General features: G+C 64.5%; 21 protein-coding genes and 1 tRNA gene. 12 read left to right on the top strand and 10 right to left on the bottom strand.

The window, feature by feature from the left end:
* Positions 1 to 226, top strand: a 226-nt coding sequence (locus tag BLP76_RS12860) for a transposase (RefSeq protein WP_171904403.1), incomplete at its 5' end; no start/stop codon positions are given.
* Positions 227 to 591: 365 nt separating this feature from the next.
* On the opposite strand, the gene BLP76_RS12855 is transcribed toward BLP76_RS12860, so the two are convergent.
* Entirely contained in the window at positions 592 to 1,374 is a 783-nt protein-coding gene (locus BLP76_RS12855; RefSeq protein WP_092813723.1) for a response regulator, read from the bottom strand.
* A 346-nt stretch (positions 1,375 to 1,720) separates the two neighbouring features.
* Between BLP76_RS12855 and BLP76_RS12850 the strand changes: the two genes are divergently transcribed.
* Positions 1,721 to 2,212: a GFA family protein gene (locus BLP76_RS12850; protein ID WP_092813815.1), complete on the top strand. Its 492-nt coding sequence runs from the start codon at positions 1,721 to 1,723 to the stop codon at positions 2,210 to 2,212.
* An 82-nt stretch (positions 2,213 to 2,294) separates the two neighbouring features.
* On the opposite strand, the gene hutU is transcribed toward BLP76_RS12850, so the two are convergent.
* Genes hutU through hutI form a run of 4 tightly spaced genes read right to left on the bottom strand, consistent with a single transcriptional unit; the run spans position 2,295 to position 7,532 of the window.
* Positions 2,295 to 3,965 carry a urocanate hydratase gene (hutU, locus tag BLP76_RS12845; RefSeq protein WP_092813720.1) on the bottom strand — a complete coding sequence of 557 codons (1,671 nt, stop codon included), beginning with the start codon at positions 3,963 to 3,965 and terminating at the stop codon, positions 2,295 to 2,297.
* 4 nt (positions 3,966 to 3,969) lie between these two features.
* On the bottom strand, positions 3,970 to 4,773 hold the full coding sequence (gene hutG / locus BLP76_RS12840; protein ID WP_092813717.1) for an N-formylglutamate deformylase: 804 nt from the start codon (positions 4,771 to 4,773) through the stop codon (positions 3,970 to 3,972).
* A gap of 3 nt (positions 4,774 to 4,776) precedes the next feature.
* On the bottom strand, positions 4,777 to 6,318 hold the full coding sequence (hutH, locus tag BLP76_RS12835; protein ID WP_092813714.1) for a histidine ammonia-lyase: 1,542 nt from the start codon (positions 6,316 to 6,318) through the stop codon (positions 4,777 to 4,779).
* Positions 6,315 to 7,532 carry an imidazolonepropionase gene (hutI, locus tag BLP76_RS12830; RefSeq protein WP_092813711.1) on the bottom strand — a complete coding sequence of 406 codons (1,218 nt, stop codon included), beginning with the start codon at positions 7,530 to 7,532 and terminating at the stop codon, positions 6,315 to 6,317. The genes hutH and hutI overlap by 4 nt, the downstream gene beginning before the upstream one ends.
* A gap of 59 nt (positions 7,533 to 7,591) precedes the next feature.
* On the opposite strand from hutI, the gene BLP76_RS12825 reads away from it, so the two are divergent.
* The gene (locus BLP76_RS12825) at positions 7,592 to 8,944 is read left to right on the top strand and encodes a formimidoylglutamate deiminase (protein WP_092813708.1); all 1,353 of its coding nucleotides are present in this window, start codon (positions 7,592 to 7,594) and stop codon (positions 8,942 to 8,944) included.
* Positions 8,941 to 9,672 (top strand): histidine utilization repressor, encoded by a 732-nt coding sequence (gene hutC, locus BLP76_RS12820; protein ID WP_092813705.1) that lies wholly within the window; start codon positions 8,941 to 8,943, stop codon positions 9,670 to 9,672. The genes BLP76_RS12825 and hutC overlap by 4 nt, the downstream gene beginning before the upstream one ends.
* Positions 9,673 to 9,714: 42 nt before the next feature.
* Here the strand turns inward: hutC and BLP76_RS12815 are convergent, their stop codons facing one another.
* From BLP76_RS12815 to BLP76_RS12795, 4 genes are all read right to left on the bottom strand, one after another.
* Positions 9,715 to 10,242 carry an AAA family ATPase gene (locus tag BLP76_RS12815; RefSeq protein WP_092813702.1) on the bottom strand — a complete coding sequence of 176 codons (528 nt, stop codon included), beginning with the start codon at positions 10,240 to 10,242 and terminating at the stop codon, positions 9,715 to 9,717.
* Between the two features lie 71 nt (positions 10,243 to 10,313).
* On the bottom strand, positions 10,314 to 11,900 hold the full coding sequence (locus BLP76_RS12810) for an ABC-F family ATP-binding cassette domain-containing protein (protein ID WP_092813699.1): 1,587 nt from the start codon (positions 11,898 to 11,900) through the stop codon (positions 10,314 to 10,316).
* Positions 11,901 to 12,139: 239 nt separating this feature from the next.
* Positions 12,140 to 12,215 (bottom strand) — tRNA-Ala (locus BLP76_RS12800).
* 168 nt (positions 12,216 to 12,383) lie between these two features.
* Entirely contained in the window at positions 12,384 to 12,821 is a 438-nt protein-coding gene (locus BLP76_RS12795) for a TIGR02300 family protein (protein ID WP_092813692.1), read from the bottom strand.
* 220 nt (positions 12,822 to 13,041) lie between these two features.
* Here BLP76_RS12795 and aroA point away from each other — a divergent pair, with 220 nt between their 5' ends.
* The 8 genes from aroA (at position 13,042) to BLP76_RS12755 (ending at position 23,294) form a co-directional block, all read left to right on the top strand.
* A complete protein-coding gene (gene aroA / locus BLP76_RS12790) occupies positions 13,042 to 14,409 on the top strand; it encodes a 3-phosphoshikimate 1-carboxyvinyltransferase (protein WP_092813689.1) in 1,368 nt (455 codons plus the stop codon).
* The gene (gene cmk / locus BLP76_RS12785) at positions 14,406 to 15,065 is read left to right on the top strand and encodes a (d)CMP kinase (protein WP_092813686.1); all 660 of its coding nucleotides are present in this window, start codon (positions 14,406 to 14,408) and stop codon (positions 15,063 to 15,065) included. The genes aroA and cmk overlap by 4 nt, the downstream gene beginning before the upstream one ends.
* A 187-nt stretch (positions 15,066 to 15,252) precedes the next feature.
* Positions 15,253 to 16,971 carry a 30S ribosomal protein S1 gene (gene rpsA, locus BLP76_RS12780; RefSeq protein ID WP_409977007.1) on the top strand — a complete coding sequence of 573 codons (1,719 nt, stop codon included), beginning with the start codon at positions 15,253 to 15,255 and terminating at the stop codon, positions 16,969 to 16,971.
* Positions 16,972 to 17,143: 172 nt separating this feature from the next.
* On the top strand, positions 17,144 to 17,884 hold the full coding sequence (otsB, locus tag BLP76_RS12775) for a trehalose-phosphatase (RefSeq protein WP_092813680.1): 741 nt from the start codon (positions 17,144 to 17,146) through the stop codon (positions 17,882 to 17,884).
* Between the two features lie 100 nt (positions 17,885 to 17,984).
* Positions 17,985 to 19,529 carry an alpha,alpha-trehalose-phosphate synthase (UDP-forming) gene (locus tag BLP76_RS12770; RefSeq protein ID WP_092813677.1) on the top strand — a complete coding sequence of 515 codons (1,545 nt, stop codon included), beginning with the start codon at positions 17,985 to 17,987 and terminating at the stop codon, positions 19,527 to 19,529.
* Positions 19,530 to 19,858: 329 nt separating this feature from the next.
* Positions 19,859 to 20,863 carry a DctP family TRAP transporter solute-binding subunit gene (locus BLP76_RS12765; RefSeq protein WP_092813674.1) on the top strand — a complete coding sequence of 335 codons (1,005 nt, stop codon included), beginning with the start codon at positions 19,859 to 19,861 and terminating at the stop codon, positions 20,861 to 20,863.
* A gap of 112 nt (positions 20,864 to 20,975) precedes the next feature.
* A complete protein-coding gene (locus tag BLP76_RS12760) occupies positions 20,976 to 21,683 on the top strand; it encodes a TRAP transporter small permease (RefSeq protein ID WP_092813671.1) in 708 nt (235 codons plus the stop codon).
* A gap of 12 nt (positions 21,684 to 21,695) precedes the next feature.
* Positions 21,696 to 23,294, top strand: coding sequence for a TRAP transporter large permease (locus BLP76_RS12755; protein WP_092813668.1), 1,599 nt, complete (start codon positions 21,696 to 21,698; stop codon positions 23,292 to 23,294).
* Here the strand turns inward: BLP76_RS12755 and BLP76_RS12750 are convergent.
* Positions 23,284 to 24,480 (bottom strand): pyridoxal phosphate-dependent aminotransferase, encoded by a 1,197-nt coding sequence (locus tag BLP76_RS12750; RefSeq protein WP_092813666.1) that lies wholly within the window; start codon positions 24,478 to 24,480, stop codon positions 23,284 to 23,286. The two genes, BLP76_RS12755 and BLP76_RS12750, sit on opposite strands and share 11 nt — an antisense overlap.
* Positions 24,481 to 24,496: the final 16 nt, after the last annotated feature.

The following is a 24,496-nucleotide window of genomic DNA, read 5'->3' as shown; positions in this document are numbered from 1 at the left end:
GACCGATGCCCATCGCCTGACACCCTGGGGCAAAGCGATCTACAAGCGGCGCAAGGAGACGGTGGAACGCTCCTTTGCCGATGCAAAGCAGCTCCATGGCCACCGCTACGCCCGGTTCCGAAGTCTGAGCCGCGTCTCCAGCCAGTGCCTGCTCGCCGCCGCCGCTCAGAACATCAAGAAGATGGCCATCGCACTCAGCCGGATGCCGGCTCCGAGCCCCGCATGAGGGCCCCCAGCATCCGCTTCGACGTAGACAGACAAAATCGAGCAGCGATCCGCATCACCACAAAAAACAAACCCCGCCAAAAATGACGGGGTTCGTCAGCAGTCTGCGGCCTCCCGGAGGAGGCCTGTTCTTTGCTGCTTCTGCTGCTTTGAAAGTTGACGGAAACAGCGGACGCTGGGGCAAAGGGGGGAAGAGGAGGCGCGCCCGCCGTTTCCGTAACTCTTACTTATGGACCCACAACGGGGGGCTTGAAGGAAGGTTCCGAAAAAAAACGACGGGCTGCGATTTTTTTTTGCGAAGGCCGCCTGCAGCGCGCGCGCCCTCGCGCCGGTCGGGGTTTTGAGCCCCCTCTGGTCGCCTCGCAACTAGCTCGCGCGGCGCTCGAAAAACAAAGCCTGGCTGATCACAGCCTTCACCGTGTCCGGCTGGAACGGCTTGGTGATGAGGAAGGCCGGCTCCGGCCGCTCGCCGGTCAAAAGCCGCTCCGGATAGGCGGTGATGAAGACGACGGGCACGGAAAACGACTGCAGCATTTCGTTGACGGCATCGAGACCGGAGCTGCCGTCGGCGAGCTGAATATCGGCGAGAACGAGCCCCGGGCGATGCTCTTCCACCGCCTTGATGGCTTCCGAATGCGTGCGGGCGACACCGGTCACGCTGTGGCCGAGCGTCTTCACCAGGGTCTCGATGTCCATGGCGATCAGCGGCTCGTCCTCGATGATGAGAACGTCGGTCGCCACCTGCTCGGCGATTTCGCGTCCGGCCTGGTCGACGAGGCGGGAAACCTCCTCTTCCGACTTGCCGAGAATTTCGGCCGTCTCGCCGGCGGAGAAATCTTCCACCGACATCAACAGAAAGGCCTGGCGCGGCAGCGGCGTGATCGCCTCGAGCCGCCGCACGGACGGGTCGCCAACCGGATCGACCGTGTCTTCCTTCAGATTGATATCGACCGAATTCCAGTAGCGGCAGAAGGCTTTGAAGAGCTCGACGCGCGGGTCGTTGTCGGAATTGAAGGAATCGGGATCCTCGACGAGCGCCTCCAGCACGGAAACCACATAGGCATCTCCGCTCTTCTGCCCGCCCGTCAATGCGCGGGCGAAGCGACGCAGATAAGGAAGGTGGGGCGCGGTGTTGGCGACTAGCGACATGTCATCATCCTGAATGGAACAAAGAGGTTGCGGACAATCAAAGCGTCACCGGCAAAGGCTGCATGAGGTCCGTCCTCTGGGGTGCTGCAACGCGTCGTTATGAAATGATTGTGGCAAGAGTTGCAAGGAGGCAAGGCGCCAAACGCCGCGAAATCATTGACTTTGCCGGCTTCCGAACCGCGGCGAGAACGCCTGGGCGGGAGAAGCAACGCCAAGAGCTGCAACGCCAGAGGCGCAACGCCGCCGGGCGGCACACAAAGGCAGCATAAGAAGCGGATCCCCTCGCGGCGTCGGCTCAGCGTCCTAGATGCCGGAGAGAAACAAGGTTCTTTGCAAGGATGTTGCCATGCCGATGACCCTGAAAGGCTCGTGCCGCTGCGGCGCGGTGCACTTTTCCGTCGAAAGCCACACGCCCCAGCCCTACCAGCTCTGCTATTGCTCCATCTGCCGCAAGACGGCGGGAGGCGGCGGTTACGCCATCAATCTCGGCGGCCTTGCCGCGACGCTGAAAGTGGACGGTCGCGAGGCGATCAAGGTCTTCCGCGCCGAAATCGACCGCGGCGGCCATTGCGAGGTCTCGACAGGCGAACGCAATTTCTGCCGCCATTGCGCCACCGCGCTCTGGCTTTTCGACCCGACTTGGCCGGAGCTCATCCATCCCTTCGCCTCGGCAATCGACAGCGAGCTGCCGATCCCGCCGGAGCGCGTGCATCTGATGCTCGGCTCGAAGGCGAACTGGGTGGTGCCGGATATCGGCCCGAACGATCAGACTTTTGAGGGCTACCCGGAGGAATCGCTCGAAGGCTGGCACAAGAGCCGCGGCCTCTGGGTGGAGTGACGATCCGCCAGGCCCCTGAAACGGCGCGCAAAGAAAAGGCGGGCCGCAGCCCGCCTCCTCGAAGTCTGATGAGCTGAAAGCCTCAGCTGCCCAAAATCCCGGGCAGCTTCAGGCCTTTCTCGCGGGCGCATGCGAGCGCGTCCTCATAGCCCGCATCCGCGTGGCGCATGACGCCGGTCGCCGGATCGTTCCACAGAACCCGGGCGATGCGCCGCGCGGCCGCTTCGGTTCCATCGCAAACGATCACCTGGCCGGAATGCTGCGACCAGCCCATGCCGACGCCGCCGCCATGATGGATCGACACCCAGGTCGCCCCGGAAGCGCAGTTGAGAAGCGCGTTGAGGAGCGGCCAGTCGGAAACGGCGTCCGAGCCGTCCCGCATCGATTCCGTCTCGCGGTTCGGCGAGGCGACGGAACCGGAATCGAGATGGTCGCGGCCGATGACGACCGGCGCTTCGAGCTCGCCCTTCGCCACCATCTCGTTGAAGGCGAGACCGAGCCGGTCGCGGTCGCCGAGCCCGACCCAGCAGATGCGTGACGGCAGGCCCTGGAAGTGGATGCGCTCCTTGGCCATGTCGAGCCAGTTGTGCAGGTGCTTGTCGTCCGGCAGGAGCTCCTTCACCTTCTCATCGGTCTTGAAGATGTCCTCAGGGTTGCCGGAAAGCGCGGCCCAGCGGAATGGCCCGATGCCGCGACAGAAGAGCGGGCGGATATAGGCCGGCACGAAACCCGGAAAGTCGAACGCGCGCTCAAGCCCCACTTCCTTGGCACGCTGGCGAATGTTGTTGCCGTAATCGACGACCGGCACGCCCTGGTCCCACCAGCCGAGCATGGCTTCCACCTGCGCCCGCATGGAGTCTTTCGCCGCCTTTTCGACGCCGTCAGGGTCGCTCTCGCGCCGCTCTTCCCATTCGCCGAGCGTCCAGCCCGCCGGCAGATAACCATTGAGCGGATCATGCGCCGAGGTCTGGTCGGTCACCGCATCCGGGCGCACGCCGCGCCGCAGGAGCTCCGGAAAGACCTCTGCGGCATTGCCGAGAAGCCCGACGGAGATCGCCTTCTTCTCTTCGGCGGCGCGCTCGATCATGGCGAGAGCCTCGTCGAGGTCCTGCGTCATCTCATCGACATAGCCGGTGCGCTTGCGGAACTCGATGCGGCTTTGCTGGCATTCGACGGCCAGCATGGAGGCGCCGGCCATGGTGGCGGCGAGCGGCTGCGCGCCGCCCATGCCGCCGAGCCCGCCGGTCAGGATCCAGCGGCCGGAGAGATCGCCGCCGTAATGCTGGCGGCCCATCTCCACAAACGTCTCGTAGGTGCCCTGAACGATGCCCTGCGTGCCGATATAGATCCACGAGCCCGCCGTCATCTGGCCGTACATCATCAGCCCGGCCCGATCGAGCTTGTTGAAATGCTCCCAATTGGCGAAGGCCGGCACGAGATTGGAATTGGCGATCAAAACCCGCGGCGCGTCTTCATGCGTGCGGAAGACGCCGACCGGCTTGCCGGATTGGATGAGCAGCGTCTCGTCGGCTTCGAGCTCCTTCAGCGTCGACACGATGCGGTCGAACGATTCCCAGTCGCGTGCCGCACGCCCGATGCCGCCATAAACGACGAGGCTTTCCGGCTTTTCGGCAACCTCCTGGTCGAGATTGTTCATCAGCATGCGCATCGGCGCTTCGGTCAGCCAGGATTTGGCCGTGAGCTCGGTTCCCCGCGGGCTTGAGATTTTGCGGGCGTTGTCGAGACGGTTCATGTGCTCAGCTCTGTTCCTTGGTTTTGGCCGCCACGAGGAGAGCGGTCAGGGCTTTCGTCAGAACGGACCGCAAGGCCTCGGCCTTTTCCTCGTTCCAGGCGACGGGGTCTTCGTCCATGTAGCCGCGGCAGGCGATCTCCATCTGCAGCGCGTGCACACGCTCTTCCGGGCGGCCGTAATGGCGGGTGATCCAGCCGCCCTTGAAGCGGCCGTTGACGATGCTCGGGAAATCCGACGCCGCGCAGACATCGGCGACGGCCGTTTGCATTTCGGGCGCGCAGCTCGCCCCCTCGTTTGTGCCGAGATTGAAGACCGGCAATTCACCGTCGAAGAGACGGGGAATGACCGAGCGGATGGAATGGCAGTCATAGAGAACGGCAAAACCGTGCCGGCTCTTCGCGCGGGCGATCTCAGCGTCGAGCGCTGCGTGATAGGGCGCAAACCAGGTCTCGCGGCGGACATCGATCTCCGCCGCCTCCGGCTCTTCACCCGGGCGATAAAGCGGCTCGCCGTCGAAGGTTTCGGTCGGCACCAGCCCCGTCGTCGCCTGCCCGGGATAGAGAGAAGCACCGGACGGGTCGCGATTGACGTCGATGACGCTGCGCGACATCACCGTGTGGACGATGCTCGCATCGAGCTGCTTGGCAATCGGGCCATAGAGCCGGTCGATCCACCAATCGGTGTCGAGGATGGCCCGCTCGCGGCTGACGAGACGTGTCTCGAGCTCCGGCGGGATCGCCGTGCCGGTATGCGGGAAAGACAGGATGAGCGGTGAGCCGCCGCGTCCGACGGTGATGAAATCGCGCAAGGGTCAAGCCTCCAGATCGGGAAATGCCACGTCCCGGCATGCCTCAAGCGCCGCACCCGCTTCCACGAGGCCCGCCGCCGCACCGAGATCGGGAGCAAGATAGCGATCATCCTCAAGCGCCGGCACCGCATCCCGCAGCCGCGCCAGCGCCTTCTGCAAGGCGGGCGAGGTGTGAAGCGGCGCACGAAGCTCCACGCCCTGCGCCGCCACCAGCCATTCGATGCCGATGATGCGCGAGAGATTATGATTCATGGGACCGAGCCGCCGCGCCCCGTGCGCCGCCATGGAGACATGGTCTTCCTGGTCGGCACTCGTCGGCGTGGAATCCGTCGAGCAAGGATTGGCGCGCTGCTTGTTCTCGCTCATCAACGCCGCAGCGGTGACTTCCGCGATCATGAAGCCCGAATTCAAACCGGGCTTCGGCGTCAGGAAGGCGGGAAGGCCGAAGGAGAGCGTCGGATTGACCAGCATGGCAATGCGCCGCTGCGCGATCGAACCGAGTTCGGCGATCGCAAGCGCGATCTGGTCGGCCGCGAACGCCACCGGTTCGGCGTGGAAATTGCCGCCGGAGACGATGTCGCCGCTCTCGGTCAGAACGAGCGGATTGTCCGTCGCCGCATTCGCCTCGATACGAAGCGTGTGGCCGGCCTGGCGCAGAAGATCGAGACAGGCGCCGGCGACCTGCGGCTGACATCTGAGGCAGTAAGGGTCCTGCACGCGTTCATCGCCCTCGCGATGCGATTCGCGAATTTCCGAATCCGCCATCAGATTGCGCAGCGCCGCCGCCGCCGCGATCTGCCCGGGCTGGCCACGCAGCGTGTGCATTTCTTCGCGGAAGGGCGCGGCGGAGCCCATCGCGGCATCGGTGGAAAGCGCTCCGGTCACCAGCGACGTAAGACCCCCCCGCCAGGCGCCGAAGAGACCGGCAAGCGCCATCGCGGTCGAACATTGCGTGCCGTTGATGAGCGCGAGGCCTTCCTTCGGGCCGAGCACGACGGGCTGAAGGCCTGCGGCCCGCATGGCGGCGCCGCCTTCCATACGCGCACCGTCATAGACCGCTTCGCCCTCGCCGATCATCACCGCCGTCATATGGGCGAGCGGCGCGAGATCGCCGGAGGCGCCGACCGAGCCCTGCCGGGGCACGACGGGAACGACATTCTTCGCCATCATGTCTTCCAGACAGGCGATGATCTCCCAGCGCACGCCGGATGCGCCGCGCCCGAGCGACAGGAGCTTCAGGGCCATCATCAGCCGCACGATCGGCGCCGGCAGCACCTCGCCCACGCCGCAGCAATGCGACAAGATGAGATTGCGCTGCAGCTGCGCCGTGTCGGCGGGCGCGATGCGCGTCGAGGCGAGCTTTCCGAAGCCGGTATTGATGCCATAGACGGCGGCCTCGCCGGCGGCCGCCTTTTGCACCTGCTCCTGCGAGGCTTCCACCGCTGGGCGGCAGGCCCGATCGAGCTCCGCATCGAGACCGTCGCGGTAAAGGCGTTCAAGTTCGGCGAGCGTCACGGCGCCGGGCGTCAAAGTGAGCTGTGTCATCGTCCCTGCCTCACACGCTGCCAGAGCGGATTGAAGCCGATGCGGTAGGCAAGCTCGGCCGGATGCTCGATGTCGAAAATCGCAAGATCGCAGTCCTTTCCTTCGGCCAGCGTGCCGATCCGCGCCGCGCGCCCGAGGGCCTTCGCGGCTTCGCGGGTGACGCCGGCGATCGCCTCTTCCGGGGTGAGACGGAAGAGCGTGCAGGCCATGTTCATGGTGAGGGTCAACGAGGTCATCGGCGAGGTGCCGGGATTGCAATCGGTCGCGATCGCGATCGGCACGCCCGCCGCGCGCAAGGCGGCAACCGGCGGCGATTGTTTTTCGCGCAGGAAGTAATAGGCACCGGGCAAGAGCACGGCGACCGTGCCCGCCTTCGCCATCGCGGCAATGCCGTCATCGCCCAGATATTCCAGATGATCGGCCGACAGCGCGCCATAGCGTGCGGCCAGTGCGGCCCCGCCGAGATCGGACAGCTGTTCGGCATGGAGGCGGAGAGGCAGGCCGAAACTTTTGGCAGCATCGAAGACTCTGGCAATCTGCTCCGGCGAAAAGGCGATCCCCTCGCAGAAGCCGTCGACCGCATCGGCGAGCTTTTCCGCCGCCACAAGCGGCAGCTGCTTGTCGCAGACCTCAGCGATATAGGCGTCCTTGTCGCCCTCCGCTTCCGGCGGCAGCGCATGCGCGCCGAGGAAGGTGCGCACCACATCGACGTCCCGCAGCTCTGCGAGCCGGCCCGCGGCACGCAGCATCTTCACTTCGCTGTCGGGATTGAGCCCGTAGCCGGATTTCACCTCGATCGTCGTCACACCCTCGGCGAGAAGCGTATCGAGGCGCGGCAGCGCCGATTGGACGAGATCGTCTTCGGAGGCGGCCCGCGTGGCGGACACGGTCGAAACGATGCCGCCGCCGGCCTTGGCGATCGCCTCGTAGCTCTCGCCCTTCAGCCGCATTTCCCATTCCGCGGCGCGGTTGCCGCCGTGAACGAGATGCGTGTGGCAGTCGATGAGGCCCGGCAGAATGAACCGGCCTTCGCAGTCGATCGTTTCCTTGGGCGTGACGTCCGGCAGGTCGCTCTCGCGGCCGACGAAGACGATTTTGCCGTCTTTCGCGGCGAGCGCGCCGCCTTCGATGATGCCGAGCGCGCCATCACCCGATCCGGGTTCCAGCGTGGCGATGCGCGCATGGCCCCAGAGACGATCGACAGGTTCAGCCAAGCTCTTCCCTCGCTCTCATCATTTGTCTATACAAATAAGGATTAGCGAGGATAAAGCCGATGATCAAGCTCCGTTTCGACAAGGCTCTGTTGCCGACCGGTTGGGCCGAGAATGTTGCAATCGACGTCGCCGACGATGGCACGATCGCAAAAATCGAGACGGATCAGAGAGATACGAGCCCGTCCTCCGGCGTCGCCCTCCCCGGCCTGCCGAACCTGCACAGCCATTGTTTCCAGCGCGGCATGGCGGGGCTTGCCGAACGGCGCGGCGAGAGGGCCGATTCCTTCTGGACCTGGCGCGAGGTGATGTATTCCTTCCTGGAGCGCCTGACGCCGGATGATGTGGAGGCGATCGCCGCTCAGGCCTGCGTGGAAATGCTCGAAGGCGGTTTCACCGCGCTCGGTGAATTTCACTATCTCCACCATGCGCCGGGCGGGACCGCCTATGATGACATCGCCGAAATGGCCGGCCGCATCGTCGAGGCGACGCGCGCAACCGGCATCGGCCTCACGCTTCTTCCCGTCTTTTATGGCGAGAACGGCTTTGAAGGCGAGCCGCTGAGCCCGGCGCAGCTTCGCTTCGGCAACGACCCGGAACGCTTCGCCCGGCTTCTCGAAGCCTCCCGCACCCACCTCGCGACGCTCCCCGATGCCCAACTCGGCATCGCGCCGCATTCCTTGCGTGCCATCCGGCCGGAAATGTTCAACGACGTTCTGACGCTTTGTCCGTCCGGCCCGTTCCACATCCACGCCGCCGAACAGACGAAAGAAGTCGAGGAATGCGTGGCGGCCCTCGGCGCCCGTCCCGTCGAATGGCTCCTCGAAAATGCGGCGCTCGATCGCCGCTGGTGCCTCGTCCACGCCACGCATATGCTGCCGGAAGAAACCGAAGGGCTGGCGCGATCGGGCGCGGTGGCGGGCCTCTGCCCGATCACCGAGGCGAGCCTCGGCGACGGGATTTTCGACGGCACCCGCTTTCTGTCCGCCTCAGGCGCTTTCGGCGTCGGCAGCGACAGCAATGTCCTGATCAGCGCGGCAGAGGAACTGCGCATGCTGGAATATTCGCAGCGCCTCAAGGAGCGCGCGAGAAACGTCCTCGGCGAGCCCGCCCTCTCCACCGGCCGCCGGCTCTACGAGGGCGCTGCGACAGGCGGCGCCCAGGCGCTCGCTCGTCCGATCGGCCGTCTGAAAGTCGGATGTCGCGCCGACATCGTGGTCCTCGATCAAGACCATCCGACCCTCGTCGGGCGCGAGGACGATCGCCTTCTCGACAGCTACATCTTTACGGGCGGCCCGGCCGCGATCGCCGACGTCTATGTCGGCGGCGAGAAGAAGGTGGAATCCGGCCGTCACATTGCCCGCACCGAAATCCGGGCGCGCTTTGCCGAGACGATGCGCCGGCTCGTCCCATGACGGCGGAGTTGAAGCTCGACGGCGAAGGTCCGCTCCACGACCAGATCCGCCGGGCGATCGCCGATCCGATTCTCTCCGGCTCCTGGGAAGCGGGAAAGCGCATTCCGCCGGAAGTCAGCCTCATGGAGACTTTCGGCGCCTCGCGCATGACGGTGAACCGGGCGCTCAGAGCACTTGCCGATCAGGGCCTCATCGCCCGCCGGCGCCGTGTCGGCAGCTTCGTCGCCCCGCGCGCCGGCGAGCACGCCGTCACCTCGATCGGCGACATTCGCCACGAAATCGAGGCCCGGGGCGAGGATTACGGCTATGAATTGATGCAGCGGCAGGAAGCCCATGTCTCCGCGGCGATGAGCCTTGCGACAGGCGTCGCGGCGGAGACGCCAATCCTGCATCTCCATTGCCGGCATTTCGCAAGCTCAAAGCCCGCAGCCCTCGAAGACCGCTGGATCAATCTCGCCATCGTGCCGGAAGCCCGCGACATCCCGTTCGAGGATATTCCGCCGGGGCCCTGGCTTCTGGAAAACGTCTCCTACACCGAAGGCGAGCACCGCATTGCGGCCATCCGAGCCGGCAGCACCGCCGGCGGCCTGCTTGAGATCGCGGACGACGAGCCCTGCCTCAGCGTCGAGCGCCGCACCTGGCGCGGCAAGACCATGATCACCTTCGCCAACTTCGTCTATCCGGGCTCCAGCCACATCCTCTCCGGCCGCTTCCGCCAGGGAAGCTGACATACGCCGCCAGGATCGGCGCAACACCGGCACGCTTGCCGGTCACAGCCTCGCATGCTCCATGACGAAGGCCGCGCGGTCTTCGATGCTGACGCAAGGCAGGTGCACGACCTCGTAGCCGAGCTCCAGATAGGTTCTCTCCATCACCGCGCCGGTTTCCTGCGCTTCTGCGGCGTCCTGTTTGCGCTCCTCATCCTGCCCGAAGATCTCGGGCCACCAGGGCGCGAGAAAAACCCGCGGGTTGTACCGGTAGAGCTCAGCCGCCTTGCGCACATGATCGGGAACTCTGAGGCCGCAAAGGCGCAGATAACCCATCACGTCCGGCACGCCGCGATCCATCACGACCGGACCGGCGATGGCGAGGGCTTCGCGGTGGGAGCGCAATTCCCAAGAGAGCATGAGCTCCGCAAAGGCGTTCCGGTCCGCCCAGGGCAGAGCGGACCCGCCGATTTGAACCTGATCTTGAATGATCGCACGTCCAGCCTCCGGCATGGTGCGCAGCCCGGCCACCGCGAGCGCTCCGATAAGCGCGGTCTTTCCCGAGCCCGGCCCGCCGGTCACCACGAACATATGATCGCAAAAAGCCAAAGTCTCTCTCCTCCTCCAATGCTCATCGGTTGCACAAGCCGGTGCGAGATCGCTCAGCCGCCGGAAAGCTCCACCACCCGGTCGAGGCCGAGGCGCGCAAGAAACGCCCCGTCGTGGCTGACGACGAGGAGCGCGCCGTCATAGGCCTGGAGCGCATTCTCGAGGGCTTGAAGCGCATCGAAATCGAGATGGTTCGTCGGCTCGTCCAGAACGAGAAGGCCGGGCGGTTCGGCCTGACCGATGGTGCAGGCGAGGCCGGCGCGCAGGCGTTCGCCCCCGCTCAGGCTCCCCGCCTCCTGCAGCGCATCTTCGGCGCGGAAGCGAAACCGCGCCAGGGCCGCACGACATTGGTTCTCGTCCGCCTCAGAGTTCAACCGGCGGAAATTCTCCCGCAAGGAAAGCTCCGGACGCAGCAGGCTCACATGCTGGTCGAGAAACGCAAACGGCACGCAAAGATCGATATGACCGCTGAAGGGCTCGAGCCGACCGGTGATCAATTTGATCAGCGTGGTTTTGCCACAGCCGTTCGGCCCGGCGATCGCGACACGCTCAGGCCCGGTGATCGTCAGAGAGAAATCGCGAATGACCGGCCTTTCCGGCGCATAACCCCCGGTCACCGCATCGACCCGGAGGACGGTCTTGCCGCGGGGCAGACCGGTCGGGGCAAGCTCCATCGACAAGGGCCGCAGGATCTCGACAGACGCCCGCGCCTCGGCAAGCGTGTTCTTCGCCGTCTGAAGCCGTGCATCGCGCAGACGCGCATGTGCCCCGCCTGTCGCTTCGGCCCGCTCCTTTGCCGCATCCATCAGAATTTTGGGCTGGTCTTTCCTGGCACGGGACTTTCGTCCCCGGCTGTCCGTGCGCGCCTTGCGTTCGGCGGCCTGCTGCGCCCGTCGCCTCGTTTCGGCGAGCGTCTTCTCCGCATCCGCAAACGCGCGCTCCGCGGCCTCAGATTCGGCCGCCTTCTGCTCCCTGAAAGCGCTGTAATTTCCACCGTAGCGCACCGCTCCGAGCTGCGACAGCTCCACGATCGCATCCATCTCTTCGAGAAGCTCACGATCGTGGCTGACGATAAGGGCGCCGCTCCCCCAACCGCGGATGAGTTCGATCACCGCCTGCCGGCCTGCACGGTCGAGATTGTTCGTCGGCTCGTCGAGAAGCAGGAAATCAGGCGCCTCGAAGACGAGAGCGGCAAGGGCGACACGCGTCCGCTCACCTCCCGAAAGCGCCGCAAGCGGCGTGCGCGGATCGGCGTCGAGACCACAGCGGGAGAGTGCGGCCCGGATGCGCTCGGCAACCGTCCAATCGGCCCGAGCAAGCTCGTCGACACCGGCAAGCCCGGCTTCGGCACGATCGACCAGGTCCACGGCCGCGCCTTCGCCGAAGAAGTCCGCGATCGTCTCACCGCCGCCGACCGCCATCTCCTGGTGCATCAGACCGATCGTGCCATGGACATCGACATGACCCGATGTGGGACGCAATTCGCCCGCAATGAGCCGCAGGAGGGTCGTCTTGCCGATGCCGTTGCGCCCGACAATGCCGATACGTTCGCGGCCAAATCTCAGATGAAGGCCGCTGAAAAGCGGCGCGCTGTCAGGTGTGGACCAGGAAAGATCGGAAAGGGTGAGAAACACGGACATGGAAACAAACTTCTCGCAGCGAGACCGGAAGGGCGAAAACGGCGAGATTTTTGTCCATGTCGAAGCGGTTCCTGTCCTGTCGACATCAAGCGGGCGAAATCAGGCGGGCAAAGAACGGCAAGGCCCGCGGTCGATTGTCCCGAGAACGCTCGGGGTGATTCTCACAAACTCCTCCGTGCAGCCGATTCGGCGGGAGCGGAGGCGATGACGCATCGTAGAAAGAGAATCACATCGAAGAATGGTGGAGCCGAGGGGAATCGAACCCCTGACCTCGTGAATGCCATTCACGCGCTCTCCCAACTGAGCTACGGCCCCATTCTTTGGGATTGACCGATCACATGAGAGGATCGGCCTTCAGGCTGCCACCTTCGAGGCGGGAGCCTTGTTCGGCCGGGGAGCGATTGCCCTCCGACCGAAGCGGGCGGAAACTATGCGCGACGTCGACGTTTTGCAAGTCCCGAAAAACGCGAATTTTGCAGCGCCTCAGCGCTCCTCGTCTTCGTCGACGTCACCGAGGATGTCGGAGACGTCCTCATCGCCATCCTCATCGTCGTCGAGGAAGGTGTCATCGTCGTCGTCCCCGTCGATCTCCAACCCGTCGTCGTCGATCTCCGGAACGTCCTCGTCGTCGCTGTCGTCATCGGAAGACGTCGACTTCGTGGTCTCGCCATCTTCCTCGTCCTCGGCCTCTTCGAGGGAGACGACATCCACGTCCTCATCCTCCTCGTCGTCTTCCGCTTCGACGACGTCCTCGACCTCTTCTTCCTGCTCGGCCGCGGCCGCTTCTGCCGCCTTTTCGCGGGCGGACAGCTCATAGACGGTACCGCAATGCGGGCACACAATAGGATCACGATTGAGGTCGTAATACTTGGTGCCGCATTCCTGGCAAACGCGTTTGGTTCCAAGTTCTGGCTTGGCCACGTCGGCTAATCCTCGAATGTCAGAAAATCGCGGTCCCACTACCGGCCGGTGCTGCCCCTGTCAAACGCCTTCTCTGTGCATCTGTATCGCGCGGGGCGCCCACGGGGATGACCCCTGCCGGGGAGGATGCTAACGGGAGGGCGCCGGGGCATGCCCCGAAAGCGCTCCAGAATGCATCTGAGCGAGCACCTTGTCGCAGCATCATATGAGGACATCGCCCATGTCGGAAGCCGTTCCACGCCCGTCGACGGCACGTGCCTCCTCCGGTCTTTCGGGCCGCGTCACGGTGCCCGGCGACAAATCCATCTCGCACCGCTCCTTGATGTTCGGCGCGCTCGCTCTCGGCGAGACCAGGATCACGGGCCTGCTGGAAGCGGCCGATGTCCTCGCCACGGCCGCGGCCATGCGCAGCTTCGGCGCCAAGGTCGAGCGGCATTCCACCGGCGAATGGAGCCTCCACGGCCTCGGCACCGGCGGTTTTCTGGAGCCTGAAACCGCCCTCGACTTCGGCAATGCCGGCACCGGCGCGCGCCTCACCATGGCTCTCGCCGGCGCCCACCCCTTCGCCACGACCTTCCTCGGCGATGCGTCTTTGTCGCGCCGGCCGATGGGCCGCATCCTCGATCCGCTGCGTGAAATGGGCGTCGAGGTGATCGCCCGCTCCGGCGACCGCCTGCCTTTGACGCTCAAAGGCGCCTCGCCGATGGCGCCGATCGAATACCGCGTGCCCGTCCCCTCCGCTCAGGTCAAATCGGCCGTCCTCCTTGCAGGCCTCAACATCGCCGGCACCACGACGGTGATCGAACCCGTGCCGACGCGCGACCACACCGAAAAGATGCTCAAAGGATTTGGCGCCGATATCGAGGTGAAGACGACGGCGTCGGGCGAAACGGTGATCCGCCTTGAAGGCCTGCCCGAGCTCACGCCGCAGCCGATCGAAGTCCCGTCGGACCCGAGCTCCGCCGCCTTTTTGATCGTCGCCGGCCTCATCTGCCCCGATTCCGATATCGTCGTGGAAGGCGTTCTCCTCAACGAGCGCCGCACCGGCCTCTTGCAGGTGCTTCAGGACATGGGCGCCGATCTTTCGATCGAGAATGAGCGCGAGACGGGCGGCGAACGTCTGGGCGATGTGCGTGCCCGCACCTCACGTCTTAAAGGCGTGACGGTGCCGGCCGAACGCGCGCCCTCGATGATCGACGAATATCCGATCCTTGCCATCGCCGCCGCCTGCGCCGAAGGCAAGACGGTCATGCACGGGCTTGAGGAATTGCGCGTCAAGGAATCCGATCGCCTTGCCGCCGTCGCCGCCGGCCTCGCTGCGAACGGCGTCACCTGCGAAGAGGGCGAGGCGAGCCTCGCCGTCACCGGATGCAAGGTGCCGGGCGGCGGCAAGGTGCCGGGCGGCGCCACCGTCACCACACATCTCGATCACCGCATCGCCATGAGCTTCCTCGTTCTGGGCCTTGCGGCGGAAAAGCCGGTGACCGTCGACGACGCCAACATGATTGCAACGAGCTTCCCGAATTTCGAGGAAACTTTGCGAAAGCTCGGCGCCGATCTCAACGAACAGGAGCGGGCGCTGTCATGAGCAAGCCCCTCATCATCGCCATCGACGGCCCGGCCGCCTCCGGCAAGGGCACCCTCGCCCGCCGGCTTGCCGCCCATTACGGCCTGCGCCATCTCGATACCGGCCTCACCTACCGCGCCGTGGCGGCCGAGCTTCTGGCCTCCGGCGAGGACGAGCCGGATGTCGCCGCGGCGGTCGCCGCAGCCTCACGGCTCGATCTCGCGGCGATGGAGCGCGACCGCCTGGCCGCGCACGATATCGGCGAGGCAGCCTCGAAGATCGCCGTCATGGGCGAACTTCGCCGCGCCCTCGTCGAACGCCAGCGGCAATTCGCGGCCGAGCCGCCCGGCGCCGTGCTCGACGGGCGCGACATCGGCACGGTCGTCTGCCCCGATGCCGCCGCCAAGCTTTTCGTGACGGCAAAGCCCGAGGAACGCGCCCGCCGCCGCACAGAGGAACTGCGCGGCCGCGGACAGGATGTCGACTACGAGGCTGTCCTTGAAGATCTCAAGCGGCGCGACGCGCGCGACATGCAGCGAGCCGATTCGCCGCTGCGTCCCGCAGACGACGCCCACTTGATCGATACTAGCGCAATGACTATAGAAGCGGCATTCCGCGCAGCTGTCGCGATTATTGATCGAGCCGTTTCGGCCCGTAGCGAGGCATGCCCTTCTTGAGGGTGTGCCTTTAGGGCTATCTGGAGATCGTTAAGACGGCGCGCGGGGGAACCGCGCCGTTTCGTCCCGATGCGCCAACCGCTTAGATGCGGGGGAGGACGCGGCCAGAGCAACACGAACCGATGGCGCTGTGACCCGCAGGCGAGCCTAAGAGCCGCCCCAGATGCGGGCCCTAACAGGAGCATGAATGGCCAGTATGCAACAGGCTGCCCCGCAGCCGAGCCGTGAAGATTTTGCGGCCCTACTCGAACAATCCTTTGCCGACGCCGATGTCCAGGAGGGCACGGTTGTCGATGGGACTGTGGTCGCCATCGAAAAGGACATGGCCGTTATCGATGTCGGCCTGAAGGTCGAAGGCCGGGTGCCGCTGAAGGAATTCGGCGTTCGTGGCCGCGACGGCGAGTTGAAGCCGGGCGACCGGGTCGAGGTCTATCTGGAGCGCGTGGAAAACGCGCTCGGCGAGGCCATGCTGTCGCGCGAAAAGGCGCGTCGCGAGGAAAGCTGGGTCCGTCTTGAAGAGAGCTTCGAGAAGAACGACACCGTTCAGGGCACCATTTTCAACCAGGTGAAGGGCGGCTTCACGGTCGATCTCGATGGCGCCGTGGCGTTCCTGCCGCGCTCTCAGGTCGATGTGCGCCCGGTGAAGGATGTCGGCCCCTTGATGCAGACGCCGCAGCCCTTCCGCATCCTGAAGATGGACAAGCGGCGCGGCAACATCGTCGTCTCCCGCCGGTCCGTGCTTGAAGACACGCTCGCCGAGCAGCGCTCGGAGCTCGTCGCCAAGCTGAAGGAAGGCCAGGTCGTCGACGGCGTGGTCAAGAACATCACCGAATACGGTGCCTTCGTCGATCTCGGCGGCATCGACGGCCTCCTGCATGTCACCGACATGGCATGGCGGCGCGTCAATCACCCCTCCGAGATCCTGGCGATCGGCGAGACGGTGAAGGTGCAGATCATCCGCATCAACCCGGAGACCTTCCGTATCTCGCTCGGCATGAAGCAGCTCGAGGCGGATCCCTGGGAAGGCATCGAGGTGAAGTATCCGGTCAACGCCAAGTTCACCGGCCGCGTCACCAACATCACCGATTACGGCGCCTTCGTGGAGCTGGAGCCGGGCATCGAAGGCCTGATCCACGTCTCCGAGATGAGCTGGACCAAGAAGAACGTCCATCCGGGCAAGATCGTCTCCACCTCTCAGGAGGTCGAGGTGATGGTGCTCGAGGTCGATCCTCAGAAGCGTCGCATCTCGCTCGGCCTCAAGCAGGCCATGGGCAATCCTTGGGAAGAGTTCGCCGACAACCATCCGGTTGGCACGCTCGTCGAAGGCGAAGTCAAGAACAAGACCGAGTTCGGCCTGTTCCTCGGCCTCGACAACGACGTCGACGGCATGGTGCACCTCTCCGACCTCTCCTGGGACCGCCAGGGCGAAGAGGCGATGGAGGAGTACAAGAAGGGCGAGATGGTCAAGGCCGTCGTCCTGGAAGTCGACGTCGACAAGGAGCGCATCTCGCTCGGCATCAAGCAGGTCGAAGGCGATCCGTTTGCCGAGGCCGTTGAGGGCATCCGCAAGGGCGCCATCGTCACCGGCGAGATCGTCGAGGTGAAGGATTCCGGTATCGAGGTGAAGATCGCCGATACCGAGATGACCGCCTTCATCCGCCGCGCCGAGCTGGCGCGTGATCGTTCCGAGCAGCGCCCCGAGCGCTTTGCCGCCGGCGAGAAGGTCGATGCCCGCGTCACCAACATCGACAAGAAGGCGCGCCGTATCGCGCTGTCGATCAAGGCGCTGGAGATCGCCGAAGAGAAGGAAGCGGTTGCCCAGTACGGCTCGACCGATTCCGGCGCTTCGCTTGGCGACATCCTGGGTGCCGCGCTGAAGAAGCGCAACGCCGAGGAAAAAAATTAAGGGCGACGAATAAGCCCTTTGACGACAACTACTTGCCGGTCTTGAGACCGGCTCAAGAAATCGACCCGCGGCCGTCCTGGCCGCGGGTTTTTTCATGGTCGGAGCACAGTCAATCCTTTGCTGCAGCGCAACCAAATTTGACGCAGTTGCGCAAACACGCTACCCATTGGTCATGGGCGATCTTTCGAAACCACCCTTTCTCGACAAGACCCTCCACGCTCTCTTCCTCGATTTCGACGGCACCCTCGTCGGTTTTGCAGACGATCCCGATGGGATTACTCTGGAGCCCGGCACGCTTGAGCGCCTGAGCGCTCTGGAAGAACGCCAGGGCGGCGCCGTCGCCCTGATCAGCGGGCGGGCCCTTTCTTCAATCGACCGTTTTCTTGCACCGCTCGCCTTTCCGGCGGCCGGCGTGCACGGTCAGGAAGTGCGCTACACGGCGGGCGGCGAAGTCGTCACGGCACCGCCGCCTGATGATCTCGCCACGGCGCGCGCACGGCTTCAGGCCGCGATCGGGCCGGGCGACAAGCTCCGCATCGAAGACAAGGAGACGGCGCTCGTCGTGCATTACCGCACCGCGCCGGAAGAGGCGGACCGCGCCGAAAGGCTCGGCGAGGAGGCGGTGGCGGGCTGTTCGGATCTGCGGCTCGTCAAGGGCCATGCGATCGTCGAAATCCGGCCCGCGGGCGTCGACAAGGGCAAGGCGATCGAAAAACTGATGCAGCGCGAGCCTTTCGCCGGCCGCAAGGCGGTTTTCATCGGCGATGACACCACCGACGAGGACGGCTTCGAATGGGTCGCCTCGGCCGGAGGCTTCGGCATCAAGGTCGGTTCGGGAGAGACGACCGCGAAATATCGCCTCGACGACGTCGCCGCGGTTCACCGCTGGCTCGACGCCGTCGCACGCCAATGAAAAGTGCGTGACCAAAGGAACTTAAGAAGCAGTTCGGGGGTTCTGCCGAAAACATGATGACAATGACGAAACGCGCAATGACGGAGGCGAAAGCAGGCTCATGAGACGTCTCGTAGTCGTGTCGAATCGGGTAGGGCCGTTGCATGACGGCGGCAAAGCTGGCGGTTTGGCCGTGGGTCTGGGAGATGCGCTGCGTACGCGCGGCGGCATCTGGTTCGGTTGGTCAGGCGAAAAGAGCGACGAGGGCACGTTTGGCCCGCTCAAGATCGAAGACCACGACAAGGTACGCCTTGCCACCATCGACCTCACCCCTGAAGACGCCGAAGAATTTTACGGCGGCTATGCCAACCAGACGTTGTGGCCCCTCCTCCATTACCGCCTCGATCTCGCAAATTTCGATCAGCGCTATGAAAACGCCTACCGGCGTGTGAACGAGCGCATGGCGGCCCGCCTGACGCCGCAGCTTCAGCCGGGCGACATGGTCTGGGTCCACGATTACCACTACATCGTCCTGGGCGAACGCCTGCGCGAATCGGGCTTCACCGGCCCCCTCGCCTACTTCCTGCACGTCCCCTTCCCGAGCCCGGAGATCATGACCGCTCTGCCGAACTCGCAGAGCATCGTGCGCTCCCTCACCGCCTATGACGTGATCGGCTTCCAGACGGATTCCGATCGGCGGAACTTCGCCCGCTATGTCGTCGAAGAGCTCGGCGGACGCGAACTTCCCAATGACGAACTGGAAGCCTATGGGCGCACGTTCCGCGCCTCCACCTTCCCGATCGGCATCGACACGCAGAGCTTTGCGGAATTCGCCGTCAGCGACGAAGCCCAGGAGCATGAGGCGCAGCTGAAGGTGCTGTTGCGCGACCGCCACCAGATCATCGGCGTCGACCGTCTCGATTATTCCAAGGGCATCCCGGAACGCTTCCGCGGCTTTGAGCGGCTTCTGGAGGATTATCCGGAAAACCGCGGTCGGGTCAGCCTGATGCAGGTCGCGCCGCTGTCGCGTTCCGATCTCGAAGCCTATTCGGACCTCAGGAGCGAGCTTGAAGAGCTCGCCGGCCACATCAACGGCGCCTTCTCGGCGCTCGATTGGGTGCCGATCCGCATCATGACGCGCGGCTTCACGAGGCGGGCTCTGGCCGGCATCTATCGGGCCAGCCGCGTCGGCCTCGTCACGCCCTTGCGCGACGGAATGAACCTCGTCGCCAAGGAATATGTCGCGGCTCAAAATCCCGACGATCCGGGCGTTCTCGTCCTGTCGCGCTTTGCCGGCGCGGTGAAGGAGATGCCCGAGGCGCTGATCGTCAATCCGTACGACACGGCCTCCCTCGCGAGGGCCCTGCAGCAGGCGCTCAACATGTCACGCGAGGAGCGCAAGGAGCGCTGGCAGGCGATGTTCGATCGCATCAGCAAGGGCACGGCCCAGGCTTGGTGCGACGCCATCCTGAAGGCCCTTGAAGAACGCGCCGACAAGAAGGTGCAGGTGCGCTCCGCACCGACCGCCTCGGGCAAGAGGCCGAATGCGGTGGAGCCGAAACGTGCCCGCGCCGGGGAGAACTTCCCGACGCTGCCCAAGGGCGCACGACCTCATGCCGATGAGCCGAAGCGGCCCTTCCCCTATCTCGGAAGCCGCGTGCTTTAACGCGCTACACAGACCAACTGTCGCAGGCACAAAGGTGGGTCTTGAGGTCAATCCTCAAGGCCCACAAGTGCTTTCGAGACCCCGCAAACGTATATCCGCCGCGCCTCAGACCACCCGCGACGCCCTCTCCCGTTTCTGCCTTAATGCCTGAAAGCGTTTCATTTCCGGGCGCGTCTTCGACTTTGTGGCTAGGACAATTGGTCTAGCCAATCCACAAGAGCCAATCGTATAAGGGCCGGGGCAACGTAACGGCCCGGCAGCAGGAGACTTGCGCCGGGCCTTGCTCTTGCGCTTGTCTTCAAAAGTCAGAAGTTCAGGGAGGAACTCCAATGAATAAGCTCCTCGGCGGTCTCGCCGCAGTAGCAATGCTGGCGGCTGCCGGCCCGGCATTCGCGCAGGACGCCTGCGACGATGGCGAAATGGTCATCAAGTTCAGCCATGTCGTCGCCGCGCAGGGTCACCCGAAGGGTGAAATGGCGGCCGCCTTGGCCGAGCGCGTCAACAAGGAGATGGACGGCACCGCCTGCATGCAGGTGTTTCCGAATTCTCAGCTTTTCGACGACGACAAGGTGATGGAAGCGCTGCTTCTCGGCGACGTACAGCTTGCCGCGCCGTCCCTGGCGAAGTTCGAGGCCTACACCACGAAATATCGCATCTGGGACTTCCCGTTCCTGTTCCCCAACATGGATGCGGTGAACAAGTTCTCCAACAGCGAGGAAGGCGAGAAGCTTCTCCACGCGATCGAGGACAAGGGCTTCATCGGCCTCGGCTACATCTACAACGGTCTGAAGCAGTTCTCGGCCAACAAGCCACTGATGAAGCCGGAAGACGCCAAGGGCCTGAAATTCCGCATCCAGACCTCCGATGTCGCCGAGGCGATGATCGAGGCGCTCGGCGCCAATGCCCAGAAGCTCGCCTTCTCGGAAGTCTATGGCGCGCTGCAGACGGGTGTCGTCGACGGTCAGGAGAATTCCTGGTCCAACATCTACACCCAGAAGTTCTTTGAGGTGCAGGACGGCATCACCGAAACGAACCACCAGCTTCTGACCTATCTGGCGGTCACGTCGACGGAATGGCTGGACAGCCTTGAGCCCGACGTGCGCGACCAGTTCCTGTCGATCTTCAAGGAGGTGAGCGACGAGTACAATGCGCGCGCCGAGGAGATCAACGAAGAGGCCAAGCAGAAGATCATCAACGCGGGCGGCACCGTGCGCGAGCTGACGCCTGAAGAGCGTCAGGCCTGGGTCGACGCCATGAAGCCGGTCTGGGATCAGTTCCGCGACGATGTCGGCCAGGACGTGATCGACGCCGCCGTCGCCGCCGGCAACAGCTGATCTGAGCCGATCTGCGCCCCGCCCGCCGGGGCGCAGACTTCCGCCCGGCCGGCACGCGCTGGCCGGCACCGGTCGTCGTCTGAGACGACCGCCCGCCCCGGAGGGAAAGCCCATGCGCACGAGGGCCAAGCGCTTTGTCACCCACCTGGAAGAGAGCTTCATCGCGCTTCTCCTGGCGGCGATGACGCTCACCCAGTTCACCCAGGTCGTCGCCCGCTACGTTTTCCATTCCGGCTGGACCGGCGCGCTTGAATTCACCCGCATCCTCTTCGCCTGGCTCATCCTCTTCGGCATGGCCTATGGCGTGAAGATCGGCGCGCATCTCGGCGTCGACGTCGTGATCCGGGCGCTGCCGCGGCCATTGTTCAAAGTGGCGGCGATTTTCGGCGCCCTCACGGTGCTGCTCTATGCCGTGATCCTGCTTTATTCCGACTGGCTGCAATATCTGGGCGCCAATTCGAAGGGCGGCGCCATCGCCTATTGGACGCGTTTCTACCATCTGCCCCTCGGCCTCGACGATCTTCGCTATCCCGTCTGGGTTCAGGAGACTTTCGGCGCGCCGGAACGCGTGCAGCGCTGGGTCGCCTATCTCATGCTGCCGATCGGCCTTTTCCTTCTCGTCCTGCGCTCTCTCCAGGCGACGGTCGCCATCGTCGCCGGGCGCCGTGAACTCATCGTCGCCGCCCATGAAGCCGAAGAGCTCGTCGCCGAGAACGAAGGCTTTCTCGACGACGACGACGACGAGGAAGAGCCGTTCGAAGGCTCCATCACCCACACGCATCCGCACGGCTACGGCCGACGCCCCCACGATCCTCGCTAGAGCCGCGCCGATATGGAATCCTCGATCCTTTTTGTGCTCGTCCTCGCCCTTCTGTTTCTGGGCGTGCCGATCGCCATCGCGCTTGGCCTGTCGAGCGTCATCGTCATCGCCTTCTTCTCCACCGATTCCATGTCCTCGGTGGCGCTGCAGCTTTTCACCGCCTCGCAGAATTACACGCTCCTCGCCATCCCGTTCTTCATCCTGGCATCGGCGTTCCTGTCGACCGGTGGCGTCGCGCAGCGCATCATCCGCTTCGCCGTCGCGACCGTCGGCCATATGCGCGGCGGCCTCGCCATGGCCTCCGTCCTCGCCTGCATGCTGTTTGCCGCGCTCTCAGGCTCCTCGCCCGCGACCGTGGTAGCGATCGGCACGATCGCCATCGCGGCCATGCGCCAGACCGGCTATTCCAAGGAATTCGCCGCCGGCATCATCGCCAATGCCGGAACGCTCGGCATCCTGATCCCGCCCTCGATCGTCATGGTCGTCTATGCGGCGGCAACCGACGTCTCGGTCGGGCGCATGTTCCTCGCCGGCGTCATTCCGGGTCTTCTCGCCGGCGTCATGCTGATGGTCGGCATCTACATCAACGCCCGCATCCGCGGGCTGCAGCCCCAGCCTTTTCCGGGCTTTGGCGAGATCCTCTCCGCCGGCAAGGATGCGGCGGCCGGCCTCTTCCTGATCGTCGTCATCCTGGGCGGCATCTATGGCGGTGCCTTCACCCCGACGGAGGCTGCAGCTGTCGCCGCCGTCTACGCCTTCCTGGTCGCGCTTTTCGTCTATCGCGACATGGGTCCCCTGAAGGGCCGCAAATGGGTGCGCGAGGAGGACGGGCACGCCGCACGCAACGGCTTCCTCGGCGTCGTCTACGCCTTCACGCTCTACGTCACGATCCTGATCTTCGGCTTCTTCCTGGTGCCGGATTCCACGCTTCAGACGCGTCAGATGTTGGCGATCAGCGTCTCTCTGGTGGCGCTCGTCGCCTACCTCGCCTGGCGCGAAGGGACGAGCGCGCCGAAGGCGCTGCTGGCGAGCCTGCCGGTCTGGGCCCGCGGTCTCAAAGACATCGTCCTCGGCTTTCCGGCCGCCTGCTTCCATCGCGACACGCGCAAGGTGCTCGTCGACAGCGGCAAGACGACGATCATGCTGATGTTCATCATCGTCAACGCGCTCCTCTTCGCCCATGTGCTGACGTCAGAACGCATTCCGCAGACGATCACCGACTGGATGCTGGGAGCCGGCTTCAACTGGTTCACCTTCCTCATCGCGGTCAACCTGCTGCTTCTTCTCGGCGGTCAGTTCATGGAGCCGTCGGGCCTGCTGCTGATCGTGGCGCCCGTGGTCTTCCCGATCGCCATTCAGCTCGGCGTCGATCCGATCCATCTCGGCATCATCATGATCGTCAACATGGAGATCGGCATGATCACCCCGCCGATCGGGCTCAACCTCTTCGTGACCTCCGGCATAACGGGGATGAATCTCGTGCGCGTGGTGAAGGCGGCGCTCCCCTTCACCGGCATCTTGATGATCTTCCTGGTGATCGTGACCTACGTGCCGTGGATCTCGACTTTCCTGCCGACGATCCTGATGGGGCCGGAGCTCGTCACGCGCTGATCTGGCGGGCCTTGGCGCCCGTCAGAAAATCGCCGATCCGATCGACCGCACGGCGGATGTTCTCCTCCGAATTGGCGTAGGAGACGCGCACATAGCCTTCGCCGTGGACGCCGAAATCCGGCCCGCCGATCAACGCGACGCCCGCCTCTTCCAGAAGCGCGGACGCGAGCGGCTTCGCCTTGAAGCCCGTCTTGGAAATATTCGGAAAGGCATAGAAGGCGCCTTTCGGCGTGATGCAGGAGACGCCCGGCAGTTCGTTCAAAAGCTCGGTGACGACGCCGCGCCGGCGATCGAAAGCGGCGATCATCTCGTCTGCCGCATCCTGCGGTCCGTCGATCGCGGCAATCCCGGCATATTGCGCCGGGGCGTTGACGCAGGACCAGGCGTTGACGGCGAGCTTCCTCACCTTGTCGTAAAGCGCATCCGGCCAGATCGACCAGCCCATGCGCCAGCCGGTCATCGCCCAGGTCTTCGACCAGCCGTTGAGAAGAATGAGACGGTCGCCGATCTCCGGATAGGCGAGAAGCGAGACATGGCTCTCACCGTCATAGACCATCTGATCGTAGATCTCGTCGGAGAGGATGGCGATGTCGGGCCTCTCGGCAAGCCCCGCCACCAGCTTGTCGATCTCCGCCTTCGGCGTCACGCCGCCGGTCGGATTGGCCGGCGAATTGAGGATGACGAGCCGCGTGTCGGGCGTCAGCAGCGACAAAGTCTCCTCGGCTGAAAAGGCGAAACCGTTCTCCTCGCGGATCGGCACCGGCACCGGCCGCGCGCCGGTGAACTCGATCATCGAGCGATAGATCGGAAAACCCGGATCGGGATAGAGGATGTCCGCGCCCGGCTCGCCGAACATCAAGATCGCGGCAAACATCGTCACCTTGCCCCCCGGCACGATCATCACGTTTCCTGGCGAGACCTCGACGCCGGTGGTGGCGAGCACGCGCCGCGCCACCGCCTCCCGCAAAGGCAGGATGCCGGTCGCATCCGTATAGCCATGCGCCCCGTCCTTGAGCGCCTTCACCGCCGCCTCGACAATATGTTCGGGCGTTTTGAAATCCGGCTGGCCGATGCCGAGATTGACGATGTCGCGGCCTTCAGCGGCGAGCGCCCCGGCCCGCGCCAGGACGGCAAAGGCATTCTCTTCGCCGATGCGATCGAAGCCGGAAATGGTCGTGAGGGTCATGGAAACGCGCTTTCAG

The organism is Afifella marina DSM 2698 (assembly GCF_900102695.1).
Lineage (GTDB): Bacteria > Pseudomonadota > Alphaproteobacteria > Rhizobiales > Afifellaceae > Afifella > Afifella marina.
The sequence above is the reverse complement of the archived record's forward strand: the minus strand, read 5'-3'. Positions and strand labels throughout refer to the sequence as shown.